Annotated in this window: 9 protein-coding genes; 3 read left to right on the top strand and 6 right to left on the bottom strand. The window is 72.5% G+C overall.

Translation table 11 applies throughout. The features are described 5' to 3' along the window. Positions 1 to 45: 45 nt before the first annotated feature. Together EST54_RS30940 and EST54_RS30935 are read left to right on the top strand one after the other, a co-directional pair. Positions 46 to 1,671 (top strand): multicopper oxidase family protein, encoded by a 1,626-nt coding sequence (locus tag EST54_RS30940; RefSeq protein WP_129251016.1) that lies wholly within the window; start codon positions 46 to 48, stop codon positions 1,669 to 1,671. A 65-nt stretch (positions 1,672 to 1,736) separates the two neighbouring features. After that, on the top strand, positions 1,737 to 3,491 hold the full coding sequence (locus EST54_RS30935) for an NAD+ synthase (RefSeq protein ID WP_129251015.1): 1,755 nt from the start codon (positions 1,737 to 1,739) through the stop codon (positions 3,489 to 3,491). 60 nt (positions 3,492 to 3,551) lie between these two features. Here the strand turns inward: EST54_RS30935 and EST54_RS30930 are convergent, their stop codons facing one another. From EST54_RS30930 to EST54_RS30905, 6 genes are all read right to left on the bottom strand, one after another. Next, a complete protein-coding gene (locus EST54_RS30930) occupies positions 3,552 to 4,787 on the bottom strand; it encodes an MFS transporter (RefSeq protein ID WP_129251014.1) in 1,236 nt (411 codons plus the stop codon). A 164-nt stretch (positions 4,788 to 4,951) separates the two neighbouring features. Next, positions 4,952 to 5,956 (bottom strand): endonuclease/exonuclease/phosphatase family protein, encoded by a 1,005-nt coding sequence (locus tag EST54_RS30925; RefSeq protein WP_372448277.1) that lies wholly within the window; start codon positions 5,954 to 5,956, stop codon positions 4,952 to 4,954. A gap of 332 nt (positions 5,957 to 6,288) precedes the next feature. Next, positions 6,289 to 7,080, bottom strand: a complete 792-nt coding sequence (locus tag EST54_RS30920) for a hypothetical protein (RefSeq protein WP_129251012.1) — start codon at positions 7,078 to 7,080, stop codon at positions 6,289 to 6,291. Positions 7,081 to 7,256: 176 nt separating this feature from the next. Continuing rightward, complete coding sequence (locus tag EST54_RS30915) at positions 7,257 to 7,880, bottom strand: hypothetical protein (RefSeq protein ID WP_129251011.1); 624 nt, start codon at positions 7,878 to 7,880, stop codon at positions 7,257 to 7,259. A 252-nt stretch (positions 7,881 to 8,132) separates the two neighbouring features. Continuing rightward, positions 8,133 to 8,792 (bottom strand): TetR/AcrR family transcriptional regulator, encoded by a 660-nt coding sequence (locus EST54_RS30910; RefSeq protein ID WP_129251010.1) that lies wholly within the window; start codon positions 8,790 to 8,792, stop codon positions 8,133 to 8,135. Beyond that, complete coding sequence (locus EST54_RS30905; RefSeq protein ID WP_129251009.1) at positions 8,789 to 10,408, bottom strand: MFS transporter; 1,620 nt, start codon at positions 10,406 to 10,408, stop codon at positions 8,789 to 8,791. Before EST54_RS30905 ends, EST54_RS30910 begins: the two co-directional genes overlap by 4 nt. A gap of 192 nt (positions 10,409 to 10,600) precedes the next feature. Here EST54_RS30905 and panB point away from each other — a divergent pair, with 192 nt between their 5' ends. Continuing rightward, positions 10,601 to 11,461 carry a 3-methyl-2-oxobutanoate hydroxymethyltransferase gene (panB, locus tag EST54_RS30900; protein ID WP_129251008.1) on the top strand — a complete coding sequence of 287 codons (861 nt, stop codon included), beginning with the start codon at positions 10,601 to 10,603 and terminating at the stop codon, positions 11,459 to 11,461. Positions 11,462 to 11,740: the final 279 nt, after the last annotated feature.

The raw sequence follows: 11,740 nt of genomic DNA, 5'->3' as shown, positions 1-11,740 counted from the left end.
CACCCACCCCCACCTCACCACCGACACCCTCACGAGGTGCTCCCCATGCGTACGCCCTCCCGCCGCGCCCTGCTCGGCGCGGGTATCGCCGTCGCCGGCAGCGGTCTGCTGCCCGCCGGTGCCACCCGCGCGTCCGGCTCCGTCCGCACCGGCACGCACGACACGACACCCACGCACGACAAGAACGGCATGGACCGCTCGCACGGCCCCGGCGACGACACCCCGTCCGGCTATGTCACCCCCGACGGCCCGGAGGTCGCCGAGGCCGAGCGCAAGCGTGGCTCGGGCCCCGTACGCAGCGCCGCGCTGACCGCCACCGAGACCGAGCTGGACCTGGGCGGTCACACCGTCCGGACCTGGGCGTACGACGGCCGGCTGCCCGGCAGGGAGATCCGGGTCACGGCGGGCGACCGGCTCACCCTGACCCTCGCCAACCACCTTCCGCAGTCCACGACCCTGCACTGGCACGGGCTGGCGGTGCGCAACGACATGGACGGCGTCCCCGGCCTGACCCAGCGGTCCCTCAAGTCCGGTGCCACCTTCGACTACCACTTCGCGATCACCGAGCCCGGCACCCACTGGGTACATCCGCACTCGGGGACCCAGCTGGACCGCGGGCTGTACGCGCCGTTGATCGTCGACGACCCCAAGGAGCCGCTCTCGTACGACAGGGAGTGGATCGTCATGATCGACGACTGGCTCGACGGGGTCGAAGGCAGCGAACCGGAGGCGGTGCTGGCCGAGCTGAGCGGGGGGCGGGTCGGCGGCGGAACGGGCCATGACGGCATGGACATGGGCGGCGACGGCGGGAAGAAGGGGACCGCGGGCACCTCGAACGGCCCGTCCCGGATGCTGACGGGCGCCCGGAGCAGGCTGCTCGGCGGCGACGCGGGCGATGTGGACCACCCGTTCCACCTCATCAACGGCCGGAGCACCAAGGACCCGCAGACCTTCCGGGCCCGGCCCGGCGACCGGATCCGGATCCGCTTCATCAACGCGGGCGCCGACACCGCCTACCGGGTGGCGCTCGGCGGCCACCGGATGACCGTGACCCACACCGACGGCTGGCCCGTCGAGCACACCGAGACCGACGCGCTGCTGCTCGGGATGGCCGAGCGCTATGACGTCCTGGTCACGGCCGGGGACGGGGTCTTCCCGCTCACCGCGCTCGCCGAGGGCAAGAAGCGCTCCGCGCTGGCCGTGCTGCGCACCGGCGACGGCGAGGCGCCCGGTGAGTCCGCCCGGCCCCGGGAACTGCGCGGCGAGGTGCTGACCGCGGACCGGCTGCGGGCCGCGGAGTCGGTCCGGCTCAGCTCGCGGAGCCCCGACCGCACCCTGACGATGACCGCCACCGGCACCATGCGGAAGTGGGACTGGGCGATCAATTCGAAGCCGTACACCTCGTCCCAGCGGTATCCCGTCGAGGCAGGTGAGCGGGTCCGGATCCGCTTCCGCAACCACACCCGGATGTGGCACCCGATGCATCTGCACGGCCACACCTTCGCGCTGCCCGACGACGGCCCCCGCAAGGACACCCTGAGCCTGCTGCCCGGCCGGTCCCTGAACGTCGACTTCGACGCCGACAACCCCGGGCTGTGGATGGTCCACTGCCACAACGTCTATCACTCGGAGTCGGGGATGATGACGGTCGTCGGCTACCGGAAGAAGTAGCGGAAGCGCACGGCCGGCCGTTCCCCGGCCCCCCATTGCGTCAGAAAGACGATTAGACTGGCGGGGTGCCTCAACTTCGTCTCGCCCTCAATCAGATCGATTCGTGCGTCGGCGATCTCGCCCGGAACGCCGAGACGATCCTGCACTGGACCCGGCACGCCGCCGACCAGGGCGCCCACCTCGTCGCCTTCCCCGAGATGGCACTGACCGGCTATCCCGTCGAGGACCTCGCGCTGCGCCCCTCGTTCGTCGAGGCGAGCCGCGGTGCGCTGCGGACGCTGGCCGGCCGGCTGGCCGAGCAGGGCCTGGGCGACCTCCCGGTGATCGTCGGCTATCTCGACCGCGGGGCGCAGGACACGCCCCGCTACGGCAAGCCCGCGGGCGCCCCCCAGAACGCCGCGGCCGTCCTCCACCACGGCGAGATCGCCCTCACCTTCTCCAAACACCACCTTCCCAACTACGGAGTCTTCGACGAGTTCCGCTACTTCGTCCCCGGCGACACCCTGCCCGTCGTCCGGGTGCACGGGGTGGATGTGGCGCTCGCCATCTGCGAGGACCTGTGGCAGGACGGCGGCCGGGTGCCGGCGGCGCGCAGCGCGGGCGCCGGGCTGCTGGTGTCGGTCAACGCCTCGCCGTACGAGCGGGACAAGGACGACACCCGGCTGGAGCTGGTCCGCCGGCGGGCCAAGGAGGCCGGCTGCACCACCGCCTATCTGGCGATGATCGGCGGGCAGGACGAGCTGGTCTTCGACGGTGACTCGATCGTCGTCGACAAGGACGGCACGGTGATCGCGCGGGCACCGCAGTTCGCGGAGGGCTGTGTGCTGGTCGACCTGGACCTGCCGGCCGCGGCCCCCCAGCCACCCTCCGGCGTCCTGGACGACGGGCTGCGCGTCGACCACCGCGTCCTCACCCCCGACCCGCTGCCGCACTATGTGCCCGAGACCCCCGGGGGTGAGGCCGAACGCCTCACGGACCTCGAAGAGATCTACACCGCGCTGGTCGTCGGGCTGCGCGCGTACGTCGCCAAGAACGGCTTCCGCAGTGTGGTGCTCGGCCTCTCCGGCGGGATCGACTCGGCGCTGGTCGCCGCCCTCGCCTGTGACGCGGTGGGGGCCTCCCAGGTCCACGCGGTGGCCATGCCCTCCCGCTACTCGTCGGAGCACTCCCTGGCCGACGCCGCCGAACTCGCCCGGCGGACCGGCCTGTCCTTCCGTACGGTGCCGATCGGCCCGATGTTCGACGCGTATATGGAGGCGCTGCCGCTGACCGGTCTGGCCGAGGAGAATCTGCAGTCGCGGCTGCGGGGCACCACCCTGATGGCCATTTCCAACCAGGAGGGCCATCTGGTCCTCGCGCCCGGCAACAAGTCCGAGCTGGCGTGCGGCTATTCAACCCTCTACGGCGATTCGGTCGGCGGCTACGGCCCCATCAAGGACGTCTACAAGTCCGTCGTCTATCAACTGGCCCGCTGGCGCAACCAGGCCGCCGCCGAGCGCGGCCACACCCCGCCGATCCCGGAGCACACCCTCACCAAGCCGCCGAGCGCCGAACTCCGCCCCGGCCAGGTCGACACCGACTCACTGCCCGACTACGACGTCCTGGACCGCATCCTGGAGCTCTACGTCGACCGTGACCAGGGCCGCGAGGAGATCGTCGGCCGGGGCTTCGACGCCGGGCTGGTGACGCGGGTGCTGCGGATGGTCGACCGCGCCGAATACAAGCGCCGCCAGTACCCGCCGGGCCCCAAGATCTCCTCGAAGGGCTTCGGCAAGGACCGCCGGCTGCCGATCACCAACCACTGGCGGGAAGGCGACTGACGGACGGCGGCGGGCGGCCGGCGGCCGGCGGGTAGGCGGCCGCCTCAGCCCGTACGCGCCTCAGCCCCGGCACTCCCCGGCCGGCAGCTCCGCGCCGGTGGTCGGCTCCGCGTCCGGTGCGGCGCTGCGGGCCACGATCCGGGAGGCGTCGTGGGCGCCGCGGTCCAGGAAGCCGGCCAGGACGGCGACGGCCAGGCCCAGGGCGGCCAGGACCGCGCCGACCAGGGGCGGGGAGGTCCAGCCCCAGCCGGCCGACAGGGCCAGGCCGCCCACCCAGGCGCCGCCGGCGTTGGCGAGGTTGAAGGCGGACTGGTTGGAGGCCGCGGCCAGGGTCGGTGCCTGCTGGGCCTTGTGCATGACCAGCATCTGCAGCGGCGTGGTGGTCAGGAAGCCGACGGCGCCGATGAGGACGACGGTCACGAGTGCCGCCCCCTTCAGGTGCGCGGTGAAGTGAAAGGCCGTCAGGACCAGGGCCAGCGCGGCCAGCGAGACGTAGAGGGTGGGGCGCAGGGCCCGGTCGGTGAGCGGGCCCGCCGCCAGGGCGCCGAGGGTCATCCCGATGCCGAAGAGGGCGAGCACGAGCGGGACCGAGCCCGCCGCGAAGCCGGTGACCTCGGTCATCATCGACGCGAGGTAGCTGTAGACGGCGAAGACCCCGGCGAAGCCGAAGACGGTGGTGAGCAGGCCGAGCAGCACCTGGCGGTGGCCCAGCGCGCGCAGTTCGCGGCCCAGGCCGGTGCGTTCGCCGGCCGGCAGCGGCGGCAGGAGCCGGACCAGCGCGGCCATCGCGACCAGGCCGATGGCGGCCACGACCAGGAACGTGGCGCGCCAGCCGAGCTGCTGGCCCAGGAGGGTCGCGGCGGGGACGCCGACGATGTTGGCGATGGTCAGGCCGAGGAACATCGTGGCGACCGCGCGGGCCTGCCGGCCCTCGCGCACCAGCCGGGCCGCGACCACCGCGCCGACGCCGAAGAACGCCCCGTGCGGCAGGCCGGCCAGCAGCCGGCCGGCGATCAGCAGGCCGAAGGTGGGCGCCAGGGCGGAGGCGAGGTTGCCGACCGTGAAGACCGCCATCAGCGCCACCAGCATCCGCCGACGCGGCATGCGGGAGCCGAGGGCGGTCAGGAGCGGGGCGCCGATGACGACGCCGAGGGCGTAGGCGGAGACGAGGTAGCCGGCGGTGGGCACCGAGGTGCCCAGATCGTCCGCGACATCGGGCAGCAGGCCCATCATCACGAATTCGGTGGTGCCGATACCGAAGGCCGAGATCGCGAGCGCGAGCAGAGCCAAGGGCATGAAAGACCTTCCAGGGGCGGGCGTGCGGACGGGCACGCGGGCAACGGACCGTAAGCGCTAAGTTCTCTTACGGAACAAAGTCTCTCAGGCCAGGTATTCCGGCAGGGGAACGGGGCGTGACGGCCCCGTTTCCGCTCTCCGTCGGCCGCGCGCCCCGCCGTCCGTCAGATCTTCACCGACGCCGCGATCGGCAGATGGTCGCTGCCGGTCGACGGCATCACCCAGGCCTTGACCGGGGACATCCCCTTCATCATGATCTGGTCGATCCGGGCCATCGGGAACGACGCCGGCCAGGTGAAGCCGAAGCCGTCGCCCGCCGCGCCCTGCGCGGAGCGCATCTGGGAGGTGACCGGGGCCAGCGAGCGGTCGTTCATGGTCCCGTTGAGGTCGCCGAGCAGCACGACCTTCTTCACCGGGTCCGCGGCGATCGCCTCACCCAGCGCCTTGGCACTGGCGTCGCGCGGGTTGGCGGTGAAGCCCTTCTGGGGGTTGACCCGTACCGACGGCAGATGGGCGACGTAGACGGCGAACTGCTGGCCGTCGGAGGCGGTGACGGTGGCCCGCAGCGCGCGGTTCCACCCCATCTTGGTGTCCACCGGCCGGGTGTCGGACAGCGGGCGCTTGCTCCACAGGCCGACCGTGCCCTCGATCGTGTGGTACGGATACGCCTTCGCCAGCCCCTGGCGGTAGGTCGACAGGGCGTCCCCGGACAGCTCCTCCAGGGCCACCACCTCGGCGCCGGACGCCACGAGATCCTTGGCGGTGCCCGCCGGGTCGGGGTTGTCGACACTGACGTTGTGGGTGACGACGGTGACGTTGCCGCCCTCGCCGGCCTTGTCGGTGACCTGGCTCCCGAAGAGGTTGACCCACACGAAGGCCGGCAGCAGCAGGGCGACCAGTGCGGTGGCCGAGCGGCGCAGCACCGCGGCGACGAGCAGCAGCGGGATGCCCAGCCCCACCCACGGCAGGAAGGTCTCCAGCAGACTGCCCAGGTTTCCCACGGTGTTGGGGATCCGGGCGTGCAGAATCATCAGCAGCCCGAGCACGACGGCGAGCACCGCGAGGACGATGCCGCGCCGCCACATGCCGTCGGGGCGCCACCAGTTCCGCAGGCGTGCGGCCCGGGAACCGGCTTGCCCGGGGTTGTGCCCCTGTCCCGGTTCCGTCATGTATGCCTGCGCCATGTAGCCGTCCTCACTGCCTTGCTCCGCTGCGCCTCACCTGTGGTCTCCGACCCTAGGCGATGGTCCATAATGCGCTTTCTTAGAAGTGAGGACGGCGCGCTGCCGGGTCGAGGTTCCGGCCTCGGGACGTGTGACAACGGCTGTGACAGAACGGGCATGGTCCCGTCATGAGGCACCACAGTTGTGGCGACAGGTCCGGATGTTCGGGTTCGCGGCAATGGTGCCTGAACACGTCGAATCCGCTGGTCAACCGGTCAACTGGGCAACGCTGCACGCGCGGGACCGGCGGGACGCCGTGGCTCCCCGCCGCCGGCCCCTCACCTCCACCGCGTACCGGGCAGCAGTTCGACCCGGATGCCCGAGCCGTCCTGGATGACATACGTGGGGCCGGCCCCGGCGGTCCAGCCGACGGGCAGCAGGTAGTACCGGCCGTTGCGTTCGATGAGCCGACGCAGGCCGGTGTAGCGGTAGCGGTAGCGCACCCCGGATCCCAGGTCCTCCACCGTCAGCCCCGGACCTGCCAGGCCGAGCCGGGCGGTGCTCAGCAGGACGACGGCGGTGCGGCGCGGGAGGTTCGCGGCGGCCTCGCGGGCCTCGCCCGCGGCGAGTTGGCCGGTGACGAGGCTGAGCGCCCACATCACCAGGAGGCCGGCCGTGAAGACAGGGACCGCCTTGCTCCACACTCCCGGCGGGGCGGCCGCGTCGGGAGCCCGCCCGCGCTGACCCAGGAGTACCCCGATCCCGAGCAGCGCCGGGCCGGACCACTCATAGGGCCGGATGTACGGCCAAAGGAGCAGAAGGGCGACGCCGACCCCCACGACGTACAGGTGTGCCCGTGCCGCGGCCCGCAGGCCCCGGTCCACCGCCCGCACCACCCGGCCCTGGCCGGGAACCGGTTCCCCGCCGGCGAGGTGACGTGCCGTCAGGACCGCGGCGGTCAGGACGATCGCGGCGGACGCGGTCAGGAGGTTCAGGCTCTGCATCGCCAGCTCGGCGAAGCCGAAGCCGAGGCTGAAGGCGTCCACGCGGAAGTAGTGGTAGTAGGCCGTCAAATAGACCGCACCAAGGAAGTACATGACCGCCACGAGGAAGGAGGCCTGCGCCGTCACGGTCCCGAGCAGTCCGGCGGCGGTACGCTCCGCCGGCGTCGGCTCCGGGGGCACGGGTGCCGGTGCCGCCGCCCGTACGCGCGCCGGGCGGCCGGGCCGGGCGGCTGTGGGGGAACGGCGGGTGGGCGCGCTCCGGCCCCCGGCAGCGCCGGCGGCCGGACCGGACCGGCGGGGGCTCACGTGCCGGACGGGGACGGGCAGGTTTCCCCCGGCGAAGGGTCGGAGCCGGGCGGGTCCGAAGGGAGGGGGGACCGAGTCGCTGTGGGCGGGTCCGAAGGGAGGGCCGACCGGGTCGCCGTGGGCGAGTCGCTCGGCGACGGGGACTCCCCGGAAGGCGGGCAGGTCGTCTTGCCCTGCCCTCCCCCGCCGGTGGTCTGACCGCCCACGTCGTTGCCGCCCACGTCGCTGCCGCCCCCGTCACCACCGCCGCTCGGGTCCACACCGCCGCCGTGCACCGGCGGCACCCCCTGGTCGACGGGCGGTGACATCACCGGCGGCACGGGGTCGCCGCCGTAGCCTTCGGCCCGTCCGGTGGGAGCCCCCTGGACCCCGCCGGCCGCCGCGCCGCCGACCGCCGCCCCGCCCCCTTCCTGGCGCGCCGAGGCCGACCCCCCGTGGCCCGAGGCCGACGGCTTCGCCGCCCCGGGCTCGGCGGGTGCCTCCGTACCGACGCCCGGCGCCGGGTCGCCGTCGGCGCCCCCGTCCGGCACTCCGCCGCTGCCGTGGGCGCACCCCGCCGTCGCGATCAGCACCACGGCGAGCGCGGCAGCACGGCGTGGACGCTTGATGCGGTGTCCCATTCGGCTTCCCCCTCGTTTGCTCTGCCGTCCGGGGCCGCCGCCACGCGCGCCCCGTATCCACCCTCTTGGTGGGTGATCCCCCTCGTAGGGGGTGATCCACCCTCGTGGTGGGTGAGTTCGGCCGCCTCGGCCCCGCCGTCCGTACCCACACAGGGCACGTACTCAGTCACGTTCGGCAGCCGTGCGTGGTTCCGGAAGCCTGGCCCGTGCGGCCGAGCGGGGGTGCCCAACTCTGCGGGCGCACCGCGGAGTTCAGCCCGCGGCCCGTGCCGTGGGCCGTACGCCCTCCAGGACGAGGTCGACGATCTCCGCCGGAAGTGCGTCGGGCAGTTCCGTGCGGTCATGGAGGAGGGCGCGGGCCAGCATCGGGCCGACGAAGAGGTCGGCGAGGGTGTCCAGGTCGTGGTCGGCGCGGATCTCACCGTTCGCCACGCCGCGCCGGAGCACCCCGAGCAGCGCCTCATGACGGGCCCGGACGACCGTGGCGTGGTACTCCGCCCACAGCTCGGGCTGCGCCTGGACGTGGCTGACGACCGTGCGCAGCAGCGCGGAGCTGCGCTTGGCGAGCCCGCGGCGGCGCAGGAACTCCAGCAGCGAGACCAGGTCGTCGCGGACCGAGAGACCGGCCGGCGGCGGGCTCGGGACGTCCAGCGACCGCATGACGTCGAGCATCAGGGCGCTCTTGCCGGGCCAGCGGCGGTAGACGGTGGCCTTGCCGACGCCTGCCTCGCGGGCGATGCGCTCCATGGACAGCTCACCTATGGAGACACCGTCCTCGATCAGGCGCAGCACGGCCTCGATGATGGCGGAGTCGGCCGCGGCGCTGCGCGGCCGGCCGCGGCGCCCGGGGGTCGCCGGGCCCGGCCGCCCCCCGTCCGCCGCGACCTCGGAGTCCTCCGCCGCCCGGTTCATCGCTGCACGCCCGCCTTCCGCTCTTCATGGGGCTCCGCCGGCTGCGGCGCCGAGACCATTTTGCCTGGCAGGAAGGCCGCGGACACCACGGTGCCGAGCATCGCGACGACCGCCGAACCGAGCGCGGTGATGTGCATGGCGTGGATGAAGGCGTCGTCGGCGGCGGCGGTCAGCGGCCGTCCGTCCGGTCCCATCCGGGCCGCGAGAGAGAGGGTCGCCTCGATGGACTCGCCGGCCGCGTGCCGGACCGCGGCCGGCAGGCCGGGCAGGGCGTCGAGCGTGCCCTGGATGTGGTCGCGGTAGCTGGTCGACAGCAGCGAGCCGAGGACGGCGACGCCGAGGGTGCCGCCGACCTGACGGAAGACGTTGTTGAGCGCCGAGCCGGAGCCGGCCTTCTCCCGCGGCAGCGCCTGCATGACCGCGACCGTGGCCGGCGGCATGATGTGCGCCATGGCGGAGCCCTGGATGAAGAACAGCGCCTCCATGAGCCACAACGGGGTGTCGGCGTCCAGCAACAGCAGGCCCACCATGGTGTTGGCCACCACGAACATGCTGAAGGTGCACACCGCGCGGGCCCCGTAGTGGTCCACGGCGAGCCGGGCCCGCGGCGCGAAGATCAGCTGGGCCGCGGCCAGCGGCAGGATCAGCATGCCGGCCTGGAGCGGGGAGTAGCCGCGCACGCTCTGGACGTAGAAGACGATGAAGAAGGTCACGCCAGTGAGCGCGAAGAAGACCAGCGCGATGGCGGTGATGGCGGCCGAGAAGGCGCGGTTGCGGAAGTAGCCGATGTCGATCGACGGATGGTCGCTGCGCTTCTGGTGCACCACGAAGACGGCCAGCACCAGCAGCCCGCCCGCGATCGGCCCGACCACCTCGGGTTCCGTGAAGTCGGCGAGCTGGCCGCCCTTGATGATGCCGTAGACCAGCAGCACCAGCCCGACGATGGACAGCAGCACCCCGAACGGGTCCAGCCGGCCGGGGCGGGGGTCCTTGGAGTCGGGCACCAGGACCAGCATCGCGATCAGCGAGAGCACCACGATCGGGGCGTTGATCATGAAGACCGAGCCCCACCAGAAGTGGTCGAGCAGCAGCCCCCCGGCGATCGGGCCGACCGCGATGGCCACGCCCACCCCGCCGGCCCAGATGCCGATCGCCTTGGGCTGCTCCTCCCGCTCGAAGACGTTCATCAGGATGGCGAGGTTGGAGGGCATCACGAAGGCGCCGCCCACGCCCATCAGCGCGCGGAAGGTGATCAGCTCGGTGGGTGATCCGGACACCCCGGCGAGCACCGACCCGGCGCCGAAGACGGCCAGGCCGAAGAGCAGCGTCTTCTTGCGGCCCAGACGGTCGCCCAGCAGTCCCGCGGTGAACAGCAGCCCGGCGAAGACCAGGGTGTAGGAGTTGATCGCCCACTCCAGCTCGCTCTGGGTGGCGCCCAGGCCGACGGGGGCGGGGGTGGCGATCGTCTTCATGGCGACGTTGAGGATCGAGTTGTCCAGCACCACGATCAGCAGGCTGAGCATGAGGAGGGTCAGGATCGCCCAGCGGCGGCGGTGGATACGGTCCGGGATCCGGCGGGCGGGAGGGACGTCCGGGGCGGGGGGTGAGGTGGCCATGGCGGCACCTTATGCACCTTCCGATACGACCCCGTTCCGTATTGGAAGGAATCGCGGGCGGGTACGGCCACCCGGGTGAAGGAACCGGGCCCGACTGCTCCCCTTTCCCTTTGCGGGCGAGCCGTGCCAGCATGGACGGGAGTCCGGGGACACCGTCAGGGTGCCTCGAGATGAGGAACAGGAGCCGTCACCATGACGCAGCCTTCGCCTGCCCAGAAGCCGGTCGCCAAGTCTCTGTACGGGGGATCCGGCTCGCGCCGCATCACCGTCCGGGACATCGCCGCCGCCAAGGAGCGCGGTGAGAAGTGGCCGATGCTCACTGCCTATGACGCGATGACCGCCTCCGTCTTCGACGAGGCCGGCATCCCCGTGCTGCTCGTCGGCGACTCGATGGGCAACTGCCACCTCGGCTACGAATCCACCGTGCCGGTCACCCTGGACGAGACCGTCATGCTGTCCGCGGCGGTCGTCCGGGGCACCACGCGCGCGCTCGTCGTCGGCGATCTGCCGTTCGGCACGTACCAGGAAGGGCCGGTGCAGGCGCTGCGCAGCGCCACCCGGCTGGTGAAGGAAGCCGGTGTCGGCGCCGTCAAGCTGGAGGGCGGGGAGCGCTCCGCCGACCAGGTCGAGCTGCTGGTGTCGTCCGGCATCCCGGTCATGGCGCACGTCGGGCTGACCCCGCAATCGGTCAACGCCTTCGGCGGCTACCCCGTCCAGGGGCGCGGCGAGGAGGCGGCCCAGCAGCTGCTGCGGGACGCGAAGGCGGTGCAGGACGCCGGTGCGTTCGCGGTCGTCCTGGAGGCCGTACCCGCCGAGCTGGCCGCCGAGGTCACGCGCTCGCTCGCCGTCCCGACCGTCGGCATCGGCGCGGGTTCGGACTGCGACGCCCAGGTACTGGTGTGGACCGACATGGCCGGCATGACGGCCGGCCGACTGCCGAAGTTCGTCAAGCAGTATCTCCAGATGCGGGAGCTGCTCGGCGGAGCAGCGAAGGCGTTCGCGGACGAGGTCGTGACCGGGGCGTTTCCTGCGGAGCCCCACACCTTTCACTAGACCTCCCACGTTGTCGGCTGACCCGCCGTGGTTGTTTCTCTCGCCGTTGCGCTTTGCGGCGCCCCCCACGTTGTCGGCCGTCCCGCCGTGGGTGTTGTTCGCCGCTGCGCCTGCGGCGGGCTGGTTGCCGCTGCGCTGGCTGTTCGGCTGCGGGACCGGCCCTCCGGACTCCGTCCTGCGGTCCGCTCCCTCCCGTTGGGGGTGGGAGAAGACCGGTGGGGGCGGGCCTCGTCCCTCGACTGCACGCAGACGACGGCCGGGGCCCGCCCCCACCGGCCT

It is taken from the genome of Streptomyces sioyaensis (assembly GCF_004122735.1).
Classification (GTDB): domain Bacteria; phylum Actinomycetota; class Actinomycetes; order Streptomycetales; family Streptomycetaceae; genus Streptomyces; species Streptomyces sioyaensis.
Note: the sequence above shows the minus strand (reverse complement) of the source record. Positions and strands in the feature narration are given on the sequence as shown.